The sequence below is a fragment of the Methylobacterium sp. Gmos1 genome (genome assembly GCF_053764715.1).
Window position 1 is genome coordinate 246,031 of sequence record NZ_JBSNCC010000004.1, and the last position, 12,251, is coordinate 258,281.

General features: G+C 71.4%; 15 protein-coding genes. 3 read left to right on the plus strand and 12 right to left on the minus strand.

All coding sequences use genetic code 11. From position 1 onward, the window contains the following. Positions 1-2 precede the first annotated feature (2 nt). On the plus strand, positions 3-887 hold the full coding sequence (gene ugpA, locus ACS5PV_RS10265; RefSeq protein WP_455395235.1) for a sn-glycerol-3-phosphate ABC transporter permease UgpA: 885 nt from the start codon (positions 3-5) through the stop codon (positions 885-887). 197 nt (positions 888-1,084) lie between these two features. Here ugpA and ACS5PV_RS10270 read toward each other — a convergent pair whose 3' ends face one another. From ACS5PV_RS10270 to ACS5PV_RS10285, 4 genes are all read right to left on the minus strand, one after another. Continuing rightward, positions 1,085-1,399, minus strand: coding sequence for a hypothetical protein (locus tag ACS5PV_RS10270; protein ID WP_455395236.1), 315 nt, complete (start codon positions 1,397-1,399; stop codon positions 1,085-1,087). Further along, positions 1,396-1,632 (minus strand): hypothetical protein, encoded by a 237-nt coding sequence (locus ACS5PV_RS10275; protein ID WP_455395237.1) that lies wholly within the window; start codon positions 1,630-1,632, stop codon positions 1,396-1,398. Before ACS5PV_RS10275 ends, ACS5PV_RS10270 begins: the two co-directional genes overlap by 4 nt. Positions 1,633-1,643: 11 nt before the next feature. Further along, a complete protein-coding gene (locus ACS5PV_RS10280; protein ID WP_455395238.1) occupies positions 1,644-2,306 on the minus strand; it encodes an acyl-homoserine-lactone synthase in 663 nt (220 codons plus the stop codon). A 334-nt stretch (positions 2,307-2,640) separates the two neighbouring features. Next, the gene (locus ACS5PV_RS10285) at positions 2,641-3,378 is read right to left on the minus strand and encodes a helix-turn-helix transcriptional regulator (RefSeq protein WP_455395239.1); all 738 of its coding nucleotides are present in this window, start codon (positions 3,376-3,378) and stop codon (positions 2,641-2,643) included. A 190-nt stretch (positions 3,379-3,568) separates the two neighbouring features. Between ACS5PV_RS10285 and purS the strand changes: the two genes are divergently transcribed. Then, positions 3,569-3,811, plus strand: coding sequence for a phosphoribosylformylglycinamidine synthase subunit PurS (purS, locus tag ACS5PV_RS10290; protein WP_109959050.1), 243 nt, complete (start codon positions 3,569-3,571; stop codon positions 3,809-3,811). Next, a complete protein-coding gene (purQ, locus tag ACS5PV_RS10295; RefSeq protein WP_455395240.1) occupies positions 3,808-4,494 on the plus strand; it encodes a phosphoribosylformylglycinamidine synthase subunit PurQ in 687 nt (228 codons plus the stop codon). Before purS ends, purQ begins: the two co-directional genes overlap by 4 nt. An 87-nt stretch (positions 4,495-4,581) precedes the next feature. Here the strand turns inward: purQ and ACS5PV_RS10300 are convergent, their stop codons facing one another. The 8 genes from ACS5PV_RS10300 to gap all read right to left on the minus strand — a co-directional run bounded on the left by ACS5PV_RS10300 (position 4,582) and on the right by gap (position 12,193). Then, complete coding sequence (locus ACS5PV_RS10300; RefSeq protein WP_058618423.1) at positions 4,582-5,127, minus strand: adenine phosphoribosyltransferase; 546 nt, start codon at positions 5,125-5,127, stop codon at positions 4,582-4,584. Positions 5,128-5,200: 73 nt separating this feature from the next. Beyond that, entirely contained in the window at positions 5,201-5,995 is a 795-nt protein-coding gene (locus ACS5PV_RS10305; protein ID WP_455395241.1) for an inositol monophosphatase family protein, read from the minus strand. Between the two features lie 243 nt (positions 5,996-6,238). Next, the gene (locus tag ACS5PV_RS10310) at positions 6,239-7,312 is read right to left on the minus strand and encodes a tetratricopeptide repeat protein (protein WP_455395242.1); all 1,074 of its coding nucleotides are present in this window, start codon (positions 7,310-7,312) and stop codon (positions 6,239-6,241) included. 2 nt (positions 7,313-7,314) lie between these two features. Continuing rightward, the gene (locus ACS5PV_RS10315) at positions 7,315-8,019 is read right to left on the minus strand and encodes a thiamine phosphate synthase (protein ID WP_455395243.1); all 705 of its coding nucleotides are present in this window, start codon (positions 8,017-8,019) and stop codon (positions 7,315-7,317) included. Between the two features lie 126 nt (positions 8,020-8,145). Continuing rightward, entirely contained in the window at positions 8,146-9,231 is a 1,086-nt protein-coding gene (gene fba, locus ACS5PV_RS10320; protein WP_455395244.1) for a class II fructose-bisphosphate aldolase, read from the minus strand. An 87-nt stretch (positions 9,232-9,318) separates the two neighbouring features. Next, positions 9,319-10,521, minus strand: coding sequence for a phosphoglycerate kinase (locus tag ACS5PV_RS10325; RefSeq protein WP_455395245.1), 1,203 nt, complete (start codon positions 10,519-10,521; stop codon positions 9,319-9,321). A gap of 43 nt (positions 10,522-10,564) precedes the next feature. Then, positions 10,565-11,080, minus strand: coding sequence for a hypothetical protein (locus ACS5PV_RS10330; protein ID WP_455395246.1), 516 nt, complete (start codon positions 11,078-11,080; stop codon positions 10,565-10,567). Between the two features lie 105 nt (positions 11,081-11,185). Continuing rightward, positions 11,186-12,193, minus strand: a complete 1,008-nt coding sequence (gene gap, locus ACS5PV_RS10335; RefSeq protein ID WP_455395247.1) for a type I glyceraldehyde-3-phosphate dehydrogenase — start codon at positions 12,191-12,193, stop codon at positions 11,186-11,188. Positions 12,194-12,251: the final 58 nt, after the last annotated feature.

Genomic DNA, 12,251 nt, shown 5'->3' on the forward strand with positions numbered 1-12,251 from the left:
TCATGGGGCCCGAGCGCGTCACCTTCGGAGGCCGGCTGCTGCCGGCGGCGCTGATCGCGCCGCAGCTCCTCATCGTCGGCCTGTTCTTCTACTGGCCGGCCGTGCAGGCGGTCTGGCAGTCGTTCCAGATGCAGGACGCGTTCGGGCTCTCGACCGAGTTCGTCTGGTTCGAGAACTACCGGGCCCTGTTCACGGATCCGGCCTACTACCAGGCGCTCGCCACCACGCTGGTCTTCGCCGCGGCGGTGGCGGGGCTCTCTCTCGGCTTCGCGCTGCTGCTCGCCGTCATGGCCGACCGGGAGATCCGCGGCTCGGGGATCTACCGGACCCTGCTGATCTGGCCCTACGCGGTGGCGCCGGCGGTGGCGGGCGTGCTGTTCGGCTTCCTGTTCCAGCCGGGCCTCGGGCTGATCGCCCGCGGGCTCAACCAGATCGGCATCCCGTGGAACCCGCTGCTCGACGGGAACCACGCGATGATCCTGGTGGTGATGGCGGCGGCCTGGAAGCAGGTCTCGTACAACTTCCTGTTCTTCCTCGCCGGCCTCCAGGCGATTCCGGGCAGCGTGATCGAGGCGGCGGCGATCGACGGCGCCCGTCCGGCGCGGCGATTCTGGACCATCGTCTTCCCGCTGCTCTCGCCGACCACGTTCTTCCTGATGGTGGTCAACGTCGTCTACGCCTTCTGCGAGACGTTCGGCGTCATCGACGTACTCACCCACGGCGGCCCGGGCCGGGCGACCCAGACCCTGGTCTACAAGGTCTACCAGGACGGCCGCATCGGCGCCGATCTCGGCGGCTCGGCGGCGCAGTCGGTGGTGCTGATGGCGATCGTGATCGGGCTGACGGCGATCCAGTTCCGCTACGTCGAGAAGCGGGTGGCGTATTGAACGCCGCGCCCTGAACCCTCCCCCCGTCTGCGGCAGGGCTGTCCAGGAAAAATCCCTCTCGAAATCAAGCGCGGGATCCCCTCTCCCGAGTGGGAGAGGGGAGGCGCGCCACCCCTTTGCCCGGGCAGCCCTGCCTCTGCGGGGGAGGGTCCGCCCGGTGCATCATCCGGCGAAAGAGAGAAGCGGCCCCTCGCCGCTCAGCACGACATCGCCCGCTCGGCCTCGCCCTCCTCGCCGAAGCCGAGCTCGTCGAACACCGCCGCGGCCGCCCGGATCATCGCCTGCACCGAGGGCAGGTCGCGGATGTCCGGGCTCGCGGTGCACTGCAGGTCGAGGATGCCGGCGGCGAGGCGCAGGGCCTGGATCTCGGCCCGGGCGGCCTGGGAGAGGGACGGGAGAGGGAAAGGATGAGCGGTCGCCATCGTGGTGCGTGCCTGGTCGGGAGCGGAACGGGTGTCGGGACGGGCCGGCCCGCGGCGGGACCGGGTGAAAGGGGATGCGCCGAAGGTCATGACCACCGCTCCTTGGCGGATGCCGTGGCGTCCGCGGGCGGATAGGTCCGGCCCACGTGCCAGAGCGCGAGCCGGATCAGGTCGAGGGCGACCGGGTCCTGGCACTCCGCGGCGTGCCGGTAGGCCTCGATCAGGTGCTCGGCCAGGCGGTCGGCCGGAGCGGGCGGGCGAGCCGGCAGGCGCACGCTCCGCAGGATCGGGGTGGAGAGGTGAGTGTCGTCGGGACGCGGCATCGCGGGCGATCTCAGGCTGTCAGGCCGCACCCGGGCCGGGCCCGGGCCGGCGGAATCGAAGGGCGGGCCCCGGCGAGGACGGGGGTGTCGACGCCGTAGGCGGCTCGGGTCGTCTCCAGCGCCTCCTCGGTCATCGCGATCGTCACTGCGCAGAGCGAGACGCCCGCCGTGACGGCCGGCAGGCCGAGGGGCCGCGGATTCCAGCCGATATCCGCCATCTGGGGAATCCAGCAGGTCTCGATGACGAGGTTCAGGCGCGGGATGCCCTGCTCGAGGCAGTGCTCGATCAGGCCCGCCGCCACCACCCCGGCCGCTCGCGACAGCGGCCGATCCTCGCGGAAGCGCGCCGAGGCGAAGAACCGGGTGCATTCCCACGTCGCGGGCCCGCGCTCGAAGCCGCGTATCTCGGCGAGGTGCGGGAAGATCTCGCTCAGGAGCGTCGGCTCGTCGGAGGGCAGGAGCCGCGTGCCGCCCGCGACCTGGCCGTCATCGTCGATGGCGAGCAGGTAGCGCGTGGCCTCGCCGTCGAACCGGTCGCGCCCGGCGGCATCGACGGCGCGCAGCGTCCGGCAGCCGCTCTCCCCGGCGTCGGCGCATCGCAGGGCGTGGTGCTGCGCCAGAGCGTCCGCGTAGGCGCCACGGCTCGCCCGGTCGATGACGTGGAGGCGGATCATGCGCCGATGTCCCTCGGTACCGGCCTCCATAAGGCCAGAGGTGGACGCGCTCCGGTATCCCCGAAAACCGGTAGGACGAGAGCGAGTTTAGCGCGATCTGCCGGGGTGCCCCGCATCGGGCTCGGCTCCGGGCGCCGCGAAGGGCTCCCGACCTCATATCCGCAAGCAATCGACTCGGGACGAGATCATACGATTTCCGAGCGATTGCTTTCAGGCGATCGTGCCGGATCGCGGTCGCAATGCGGAAATCGGCTTCGCTCGGGCGTGCGAAGCCTACGGCGTCACCGCGCGGGCTGGTGATACGATGTCCGGAAGGAAGCGTGCGAAAATCGTGTCAGAGCGTGATCTCGCGCAGGCGCAGGGCCTCGATCACCGTGTGGGTGGTGTTGCGGGTGCCGATCTTGCTGCGGGCGTTGCGCAGGTGCGTCGCGACGGTCTCGACCGAGACGCCGAGGAGGTCGGCGGTCTCCTCCCGGGTGCGGCCCTGCGCGGCGAAGGAGAGGACATCGCGCTCGCGGGCACTCAGGAGCCGGCCGACTGGCCGGCGCCGGCGGGCCGTGGTCCGGGAGGCGGCCGACCAGGCGTAGAGCCCGAGCAGATGGATGGCCCGGCGCACCCGCGGCGTCATGTCGACCCGCTCGCCGGCGAGCGAGAACCCGCCCAGGAAGCCGCTGGCATCGTGGATCGGCACGCAGTAGCCCACGCCCAGCCCGTGCTCGCGCGCCTCCTCCATCACCCGGCGGGCCTGGGGCGCGGTCTCGGGCTCGTAGGGCACCTCGCTCCAGACGAAGGGCTCGGTGGTGCGCAGGCAGTGGCGCGCCACGGGATCGTAGCGGTAGTGGCCGACCCGGTCGTAATGCGCCAGCCAGTCCTGCGGCCAGACGCTGAGCAGGATGTGGGGGCTGATCCGCTCGCTCGCCTGCGGCAGCCGGGTGATCGCGAAGGAGGAGAAGCCGCAGCGGGCCACGAGATCGAAGATCGTCTTCTGCACGTCGAGCGGGTCCGACAGCCCGTCGAGACCGTCGATCAGGTCGAAGGATTGACGAATGAACGCGTCGTCGGCGTCCGACATGACCTGCCCCTGAACCCCGCGCCGCCCTCGCGCGAGGCGACCCCGCCCGGTCGCGATAGCCGCCAGTAATAGAATCCTACCAGCAAAGATCAATGCGGCCCGCGCGGCCGCCGCGGGCGGCGTTGCCTCAGCGCACGATCCGCACTATCGGGAGCGGCAAGAAGCCCTCCCGCTGCCGAAGGTCTTGCCGATGAAAGCGCGCGTCACCGTCACCCTGAAGACCGGCGTCCTCGACCCCCAGGGCAAGGCGATCGAGGGGGCGCTGCGCTCGCTCGGGATCTCCGGCATCGCCGGCGTGCGCCAGGGCAAGTTCTTCGAGGTCGAGGTCGACGCCGCCGACGAGGCGAGCGCCGAGGCGACCGTGAAGGCGGCCTGCGACCGGCTGCTCGCCAACACCGTGGTCGAGAACTACCGCGTCGAGATCGCCCGATGAAGGCCGCGGTCGTCGTCTTCCCGGGCTCGAACCGCGACGCCGACGTCGCCAGGGCCCTGCGGCTGTCGGGCGCCGAGGTGACCTCGGTGTGGCACACCGAGACCGAGCTCCCCGCCGGCACCGACCTCGCGGTGCTGCCCGGCGGCTTCTCCTACGGCGACTACCTGCGCTGCGGCGCCATCGCGGGACGGGCGCACGCCATGGACGCGGTGCGGGCCCACGCCGCCCGGGGCGGCCTGGTGCTCGGCATCTGCAACGGCTTCCAGATCCTGTGCGAGTCCGGCCTCCTGCCGGGCGTGCTGATGCGCAACGTCAACCGCCGCTTCATCTGCCACCGCCAGACCCTGCGGGTCGAGCGCGCCGACACCGCCTTCACCCGGGCCTATACCGAGCATCAGGTGATCGACGTCTGCGTCGCCCACGGCGAGGGCAACTACTTCGCGGATCCCGAGACGCTGGCGCGGATCGAGGGCGAGGGCCGGGTGGCGTTCCGCTACTGCGACGCGACCGGAGCGCTCACGGTCGAGGCCAACCGCAACGGCTCGCTCAACTCGATCGCCGGCATCTATTCCGAGGCCCGCAACGTGCTCGGGCTGATGCCGCACCCGGAGAACTTCGTCGAAGGCCTGGTCGGCGGCACCGACGGGCGCGGGCTGTTCGAGAGCCTGGCCAAGGCTGCCTGACAAAGGGCTGCCTGACAAAGGGCGTCTTGCGCGGGATCACCCGGAACGGACAGACAAGGCGGGCCCGCAAGGCCCGCCTTTCGTCGTTCAATGCCCCTCGAACTCGATCAGGGTACGCACCGGCAGGTCGAGGGCGCGCAGGCGGTCGGCGCCGCCGAGTTCCGGCAGGTCGATGACGAAGCAGGCCGCCACCACCTCGGCGCCGATCCGGCGCAGGAGTTCGACCGCCGCCGTGGCGGTGCCGCCGGTGGCGATCAGGTCGTCGACCAGGATCACCCGGTCGCCGGGCTTCACCGCGTCCGAATGGATCTCCATCTCGTCGGTGCCGTATTCGAGCGCGTAGGCGATCGAGACCGTGGTGTGAGGCAGCTTGCCCTTCTTGCGGATCGGCACGAAGCCCGAGGAGAGCTGGTGGGCGATGGCGCCGCCGAGGATGAAGCCCCGCGCCTCGATGCCGGCGACCTGGTCGATCCGGCCGCCGGCGTAAGGGTGTACCAGCTCGTCCACCGCGCGCCGGAAGGCGCGGGCGTCGCCGAGCAGGGTGGTGATGTCGCGAAACATGATGCCGGGCTTCGGATAGTCCGGGATCGAGCGGATCGCGTCCTTGAGGGCGGACGTGGTGCGCGGGTCCATGGAAAAAGACCTTCGGGTTCGAGTGCGGGGCGAGGCGGGCGCCCGGACCGGCCTCGGTCCGGGCCTGGCGCGGTCAGCCGCCGACCTTGCGCAGGATGGCGACCAGCTCGCGCTGCAGCACCTCGTTGCCGCAGGCGACCGAGCCGGCGGTCATCGGATCGGCGCCGCCGTCGGCGCTGGTGGCGAAGCCCCCGGCCTCGCGCACCAGGAGCAGGCCGGCCGCCATGTCCCAGGTCTTGATGTCGCGCTCCCAGTACAGGTCGGCCCGGCCGCAGGCCACCGCCGCGAGGTCGAGGGCGGCCGAGCCGGTCTGGCGCACGCCGCCGGTCACCGCCATCACGGCGGCGAGTTCCTTGAGCAGGCGCGGATGGCTGCCGCGGCCGAGATAAGGCGAGCCGTAGAGCGCGAGGCTGTCGGCGAGGTCCTGCCGGCCGGCGACGCGCAGGCGCTTGTTGTTGAGGAAGGCGCCCTTGCCGCGCTCGGCGATGTAGAGCTCGTCCTTGATCGGCTCGTAGATCACCGCGGCGACGATCGTGCCCTCACGCTCGAGGCCGACCGAGATGCAGAAATGCGGCACGCCGTGCAGGAAGTTGGTGGTGCCGTCGAGGGGATCGACGTGCCAGGTATGGGTCTTGTCCTGGCCCTCGATGATCCCGCTCTCCTCCATCACGAGGCCGTAGCCCGGCCGCGCCTTCGTCAGCGCCTCGCGCAAGGTCGCCTCGGCCTTGCGGTCGGCGGCGGAGACGAAGTCGCCCGGTCCTTTTCGCGAGACCTGGAGGTTCTCGATCTCGCCGAAGTCGCGCTTGAGCCCGCGCGCCGCCTTGCGCACGGCATCGACCATCACGGTCATCAGGGGGGAGACGATCATCGGGCGGCGGCTCCCGGAATGCGGGTCGGGGTCATGGAACGATCCTTCGAGGGCGGGCGGTCGCGCCCGCGCGGGATGAACGTGAGTGAGAGGCGCGCGGCCGCATCCGCGCGGGGCGCCTCGCTGGTGATTGGCTCTAGAGCATCAACCCGAGACGAGGAAACCACTTTTCGGGTGACGCAGCCCTGCGCAGAACCGTGAAGGCTCCGTCGGGCCAGGAGCTGGAGCGATCCGAAGACCGCCTCAAGGCCCCGCCCGGTCCGCCGCCAGTCGCTCCGCCCGCGCCTTCTCCTCCGGGGTGAGCCCGGACACGGCCTGCGTCAGCCAGGCATCCGACAGCCCCTGCGCCCGGGCGGCCATGTCCCAGGCGGCGGCCTCGACGAGGTTCTTCGGGATACCGCGGCCGCTGGCGTAGAGGCGGGCGACGCGGTTCTGCGCCACCGCGTTGCCCCGGAAGGCGGCGTGGCGGAAGTAGCGGGCGGCGCGGGCCTCGTCCTTCGGCACGCCCTCGCCGTTGAACAGCAGGATCGAGAACTCGACCTCGCCGGCGAGATCGCCGTTGTCGGCGGCGCGGCGGAACCAGCCGGCGGCCTTGGTGGTGTCCTTCGCCACGCCGCGGCCCTGGAGGTAGAGCACGCCGAGCGCGTGCTGGGCCGGGGCCAGCTCCTGGTGGGCGGCCTGGCGCAGGAGCTCGATCGCGCGGGTCAGGTCGGCCGGTGCGCCCGAGCCGAGCAGGATCAGGGCGAGGTTGTAGCTCGCGGTGGCGTCGGCCCGGGCGGCGGCCTTCTCCAGGAGCGCGCGGCCGGCGGCCGGATCCTTCGGCGCGCCGCGGCCCTCGATCTGCATCATCCCGAGGGTGGCGGCGGCGTGCGCGTCGCCGAGATTGGCGGCCAGGCGGTACCATTCGGCGGCCCGCACCGGGTCCTGGCGCACGCCGAGGCCCTGGCTGTAGAGCTCCGCCAGCAAGGTCATGGCGGGAAAGTCGGTCTTGTTCTTCTCCAGCCGCTTCGTCGCCTCGCGGAACGCCGTGACGTAGAAGCCGCGCTGGTAGGCGCCGTAGGCGAGGTCGGCATTCGGGTCGTTCGACGGCGCGGGCGGCAGCGTGGCGGCGCCCGGCAGGGTCGTGGACTTGGCGCCGAAGGTGTTGACCTTGGCCCCGAAGGCATTGGGGGAACCGAAACCGGGCGCGGCGGCACCCGGCGGGGCGGCGGCGGGCTCGGTCGTCGAGGGGCCGGACCGGGCCGCGGCCGGTCCGGCCGCGAGTCCCAAGGCCAGCGTCCCGGAGAGCGCCAGCGTCGCGAGGCGGGAACGGCGCATCCTCACCCCTCCCCGCCCGCCGGGCGGTTCAGGATGTGCGCCTGCGCCGCGGCGACCGCGGCCTCGCCCCCCTCCCCGGCCCAGAGCGCGGGATCGAGGCCGATGAACTCCGCGCCGGTCGCCACGAGGTCGGGCACGGCCGCGAGGTCGCGGGCAAGCGCGATGCAGGGCGTCTCGAAGATCTCGACCCACCAGGTCAGCCGCGCCACGAGGTCGTCGAGGGGCAGCCCGGGATCGTCGCCGAACAGGATGTAGTCCGCGCCCGCCTCGCCGGCCTGCATCGCGGCGTGCTTGCTGCGGATGCCGCCGACGCCGAGGATGCGGCCGTCGCGCAGGCGCTCGCGCAAGGCGTGCAGCGGCCCCTTGCGGTCGTCCTCCTCCTCGTCGTCCCCGTCGGACGAAGCCTCCGCCGGGCCCGCCTCGTCCTCGTTCGCCTGGACGTGGACGCCGTCGGCGCCGCTGCGGGACGCCACGGTCGCGAGATCGAGTCCCCCGCCGCCGGCGATGACGAGCGCCGCGCCGGCGTCCTGCACGACCGGCGCGACCGCCTTGACGGCGTTGACGAGCGCCCGCTCGTCGCCCGCCGGCAGGCGCAGGATCACCGCGGCGACGTCGCCGGCCGCGACCGCGCGGGCGAGGCGGTCCCTGAGATCCGGGCCGGCCTCGGGGGCGGTGAGGAGGATGAGGCGGGTCTGGGGATCGGCCATCGGGAACGTCGAGCCTTCGGGGCGAACGGGGGCGAGAAACGCACGGGGCGGACGGCCTTGCGGCCGCCCGCCCTGGTGCATCGCGAGTGGGGCGGCGATGCGGCGCGGGCCGTATCGCCGGGTGGATTACTCCGCGGCGGCCTTCGCGGGGGCGAAGGACGGGTCGAGCTTGCCGGCGGCGTAGCGCTTGGCCATCTCGGACAGGGCGATCGGCCGGATCTTGTTGGCGTTGCCCGCCGTGCCGAACTCCTCGAAGCGCTGCTTGCAGAGCTTCGTCATCGCGTCCATCGCCGGCTTCAGGTACTTGCGCGGGTCGAACTCGGCCTTGTTCTCCATCAGGATCTTGCGGATCTGGCCGGTCATCGCCATCCGGTTGTCGGTGTCGATGTTGATCTTGCGCACGCCGTGCTTGATGCCGCGCTGGATCTCCTCCACCGGCACGCCCCAGGTCGGCTTCATCTCGCCGCCGTACTGGTTGATGATATCCTGCAGGTCCTGCGGGACCGACGAGGAGCCGTGCATCACCAGGTGGGTGTTGGGCAGGCGGCGGTGGATCTCCTCGATCACGTTCATCGCCAGCACCGCGCCGTCGGGCTTGCGGGTGAACTTGTAGGCGCCGTGCGAGGTGCCCATCGCGACCGCGAGCGCGTCGACCTTGGTGGCGGCGACGAACTTCTCGGCCTCGGCCGGGTCGGTCAGGAGCTGGTCGTGCGACAGGACGCCCTCGGCGCCGTGACCGTCCTCGGCCTCGCCCTCGCCGCTCTCGAGCGAGCCGAGCACGCCGAGCTCGCCCTCGACCGAGCAGCCGGCCCAGTGCGCCATCTCGGTCACCTTGCGGGTGATCTCGACGTTGTAATTGTAGTCCGCCGGGGTCTTGCCGTCGGCCTTGAGCGACCCGTCCATCATCACCGAGGTGAAGCCGTACTGGATCGCGGTGGCGCAGGTCGCCTCGTTGTTCCCGTGGTCGAGGTGCATGCAGACCGGGATGTGGGGGTAGATCTCGACGAGGCCGTCGATCAGCTTGGCCAGCACGACGTCGTTGGCATAGGAGCGGGCGCCGCGGCTCGCCTGAAGGATCACCGGCGAGTCGGTGGCGTCGGCCGCCGCCATGATGGCGAGGCCCTGCTCCATGTTGTTGATGTTGAAGGCCGGCACCCCGTAGCCGTGCTCGGCGGCGTGGTCGAGGAGCTGCCTGAGCGTGATGCGCGCCATATCCGTATCCTCCGAGATCGTCAGTGTTGCCGCATTATAGCGGACGGGCCGGCGGGCGTCATAACCCCGCCGACCTGAATGGAACCCTCAAGCTTTTTGGCGCAGCGCGTCGACGCCCGGGAGCGGCTTGCCCTCGAGCCACTCCAGGAAGGCGCCGCCGGCGGTCGAGACGTAGGTGAAGTCCTCCGACACGCCGGCATGGTTGAGCGCCGCCACCGTGTCGCCGCCGCCCGCCACCGAGACGAGCTGGCCGGCCTTGGTGCGCGCCGCCGCGTGGCGGGCCGCCGCCACCGTGCCCTGGTCGAAGGGCGCGATCTCGAAGGCGCCGACCGGGCCGTTCCACACGAGCGTCTTGGCGTCGTCGATCGCCGCGGAGATCCGGTCGACCGACAGGCTGCCGATGTCGAGGATCATGCCGGAATCGGGGATCGCGTCGACGCCGTAGGTGTGGTGGGGGGCGCCGGCCTTGAACTCCTCGGCCACCACGCCGTCGACCGGCAGGATGATCGCGCAGTTGTTCTCCCGCGCCGCCTCGATGATCGCCTGCGCGGTGCCGGCCAGATCACGCTCACACAGCGACTTGCCGACGTTGAGGCCAGCGGCGTGCAGGAAGGTGTTGGCCATGCCGCCGCCGATCACCAGGGCGTCGACCTTGGCGACGAGGTTCTTCAGAAGGTCGATCTTGGTCGAGACCTTGGAGCCGCCGACGATCGCCACCACCGGCCGGGCCGGGGCCTCGAGGCCCTTGGTCAGCGCGTCGAGCTCGGCCTGCATCAGGCGCCCGGCATAGGCCGGCAGCACGTGGGCGAGGCCCTCCGTCGAGGCGTGCGCCCGGTGGGCGGCGGAGAAGGCCTCGTTGACGTAGACGTCGCCGTTCGCGGCCAGCGCCTTGACGAAGGCGGGGTCGTTCTTCTCCTCGCCGGCGTGGAAGCGGGTGTTCTCCAGCATCAGGACGTCTCCGTCCTTGAGGCCTGCGATCGCCGAGGCGGCTTTCTCGCCGACGCAATCCTCCGCGAAGGCGACCGGGCGGCCGAACTCCTTCGCGGTGGCCTCAGCGATCGGGCGCAAGGATTCGGAGGCGACCGGCTTGCCCTTCGGACGGCCGAAATGCGCCAGCAGGATCACCTTGGCGCCGGCCTCGGAGAGTTCGGTGAGGGTCGGCACCACGCGCTGGATGCGGGTGGCGTCGGTGACGCGGCCCTGGTCCATCGGCACGTTGAAGTCGACGCGCACGAGGACGCGCTTGCCCTTCAGGTCGCCGGCATCGTCGAGGGTACGGAAACGGGTCATCGGCGGGGGCACCTTGTCGGGAGGGTGGGGACGGGCGCGCTTGTCAGCGCAGCGGGATCAGGCCCTGGAGGTTGAGGCGCTGCGCCACCAGGGTCAGCGCCACCGTCAGCACGGCGGTGACGACCGCGGTCACGATGAGGGCGCCGGCGCCCGGCAGGCGGCGGGTGCGCTCGCCGAGCGCCCGGACCTCGTTGCGCAGGGCCGCGAGGTCGGCCTGGCGGGCGGCCTCGTTCATGCGGGCGCCGGCCGCCTCGACCCGGTCCTCGACGCGGGTGAGCAGGGCCTCGGAGCGGGCGTACTTGTCCTCGATCCGAGAGGCCTTGTCCTCGATGCGGGCGAGCTGGTCGGCGACGCCGGCAGGCAGCGCCACGACGGCCCGGGCGGAGGCGTCCGGCTGGGGCTGCGCGGGGATCTGGGCGGGAACGGGGCTCGGCGCGAGGTGCGCCGAGACGGCGGGCGTCGCGTTCGGCGGCGTGCCGGCCGGGGTCGGAACCTGCCCCTGGAGCAGGGCGGTATCGGCGGCGTTCGCGGGACGGGTGGAGGGCGCGGCGTCGGTCATCGGCGGATCCTCGGGGGCGAATCCTTCAAGGGCATGACGGGCGGCCCCACGACGGGGCCGTCCGAAAACGAAGGCCGGCCCGCTCGGGCCGGCCCGTCCGCCGCGTCAGATCAGCTTCGCCATCGCGATGGCGGTGTCGGCCATGCGGTTCGAGAAGCCCCACTCGTTGTCGTACCAGGTCAGCACGCGCACGAAGCTGCCATCCATGACCTTGGTCTGGTCGATGTGGAAGGTCGACGAGTGGGGGTCGTGGTTGAAGTCGATCGAGACGTTTGGGGCCTCGGTGAAGCCGAGCACGCCCTTGAGCGGGCCGTTCGCCGCCGCCTTGATCGCCTCGTTGATCTCGGCGACCGAGGTCGAGCGCTTGGAGTTGAACTTGAAGTCGACGACCGAGACGTTCGGGGTCGGCACGCGGATCGAGGTGCCGTCGAGGCGGCCGTTCAGCTCCGGCAGCACCAGGCCGACGGCCTTGGCGGCGCCGGTCGTGGTCGGGATCATCGACAGGGCCGCGGCGCGGGCCCGGTAGAGGTCCTTGTGCATCTGGTCCAGCGACGGCTGGTCGTTGGTGTAGGAGTGGATGGTGGTCATGAAGCCGCGCTCGATGCCGACGGCGTCGTTGAGCACCTTGGCGACCGGAGCCAGGCAGTTGGTGGTGCACGAGGCGTTGGAGACCACGAGGTGGTCGGCCGTCAGCTTGTCGTGGTTCACGCCGTAGACGACCGTGAGGTCGGCGCCGTCGGCCGGGGCCGAGACGAGGACGCGCTTGGCGCCGGCGTCGAGGTGGAGCTTCGCCTTGTCCTTCGAGGTGAAGATGCCGGTGCATTCCATCGCGATGTCGACGCCGAGCTCGCGGTGGGGCAGCTCGGCCGGGTTCTTGATCGCGGTGACGCGGATGCGCTGGCCGTCGACCACGATGTGGTCGCCCTCGACCGAGACGGTGCCGGGGAACTTGCCGTGGACCGAATCGAAGCGCAGCAGGTGGGCGTTGGTCTCGACCGGGCCGAGATCGTTGATGGCCACGACCTCGATGTCGGTGCGGCCGGCCTCCTTGATGGCGCGCAGGACGTTGCGGCCGATGCGTCCGAAGCCGTTGATGGCGACCTTGACCGTCATGTGTTCTCTCCCGTGGAATCGGTGTGGCGGAGGCGGTGGGGGCCGAGGGGCCCGGCAG

What these genes read in the sequence shown, in the direction of transcription:
- fba (WP_455395244.1), bottom strand. Translation starts at nt 9,231, where the DNA reads ATGGCGCGCATCACGCTCAGGCAGCTCCTCGACCACGCCGCCGAGCAC.
- purS (WP_109959050.1), top strand. Translation starts at nt 3,569, where the DNA reads ATGAAAGCGCGCGTCACCGTCACCCTGAAGACCGGCGTCCTCGACCCC.
- ACS5PV_RS10310 (WP_455395242.1), bottom strand. Translation starts at nt 7,312, where the DNA reads ATGCGCCGTTCCCGCCTCGCGACGCTGGCGCTCTCCGGGACGCTGGCC.
- ACS5PV_RS10325 (WP_455395245.1), bottom strand. Translation starts at nt 10,521, where the DNA reads ATGACCCGTTTCCGTACCCTCGACGATGCCGGCGACCTGAAGGGCAAG.
- ACS5PV_RS10305 (WP_455395241.1), bottom strand. Translation starts at nt 5,995, where the DNA reads ATGATCGTCTCCCCCCTGATGACCGTGATGGTCGATGCCGTGCGCAAG.
- ACS5PV_RS10285 (WP_455395239.1), bottom strand. Translation starts at nt 3,378, where the DNA reads ATGTCGGACGCCGACGACGCGTTCATTCGTCAATCCTTCGACCTGATC.
- ACS5PV_RS10275 (WP_455395237.1), bottom strand. Translation starts at nt 1,632, where the DNA reads ATGCCGCGTCCCGACGACACTCACCTCTCCACCCCGATCCTGCGGAGC.
- ACS5PV_RS10315 (WP_455395243.1), bottom strand. Translation starts at nt 8,019, where the DNA reads ATGGCCGATCCCCAGACCCGCCTCATCCTCCTCACCGCCCCCGAGGCC.
- purQ (WP_455395240.1), top strand. Translation starts at nt 3,808, where the DNA reads ATGAAGGCCGCGGTCGTCGTCTTCCCGGGCTCGAACCGCGACGCCGAC.
- ACS5PV_RS10270 (WP_455395236.1), bottom strand. Translation starts at nt 1,399, where the DNA reads ATGACCTTCGGCGCATCCCCTTTCACCCGGTCCCGCCGCGGGCCGGCC.
- ACS5PV_RS10280 (WP_455395238.1), bottom strand. Translation starts at nt 2,306, where the DNA reads ATGATCCGCCTCCACGTCATCGACCGGGCGAGCCGTGGCGCCTACGCG.
- ugpA (WP_455395235.1), top strand. Translation starts at nt 3, where the DNA reads ATGGGGCCCGAGCGCGTCACCTTCGGAGGCCGGCTGCTGCCGGCGGCG.
- ACS5PV_RS10300 (WP_058618423.1), bottom strand. Translation starts at nt 5,127, where the DNA reads ATGGACCCGCGCACCACGTCCGCCCTCAAGGACGCGATCCGCTCGATC.
- ACS5PV_RS10330 (WP_455395246.1), bottom strand. Translation starts at nt 11,080, where the DNA reads ATGACCGACGCCGCGCCCTCCACCCGTCCCGCGAACGCCGCCGATACC.
- gap (WP_455395247.1), bottom strand. Translation starts at nt 12,193, where the DNA reads ATGACGGTCAAGGTCGCCATCAACGGCTTCGGACGCATCGGCCGCAAC.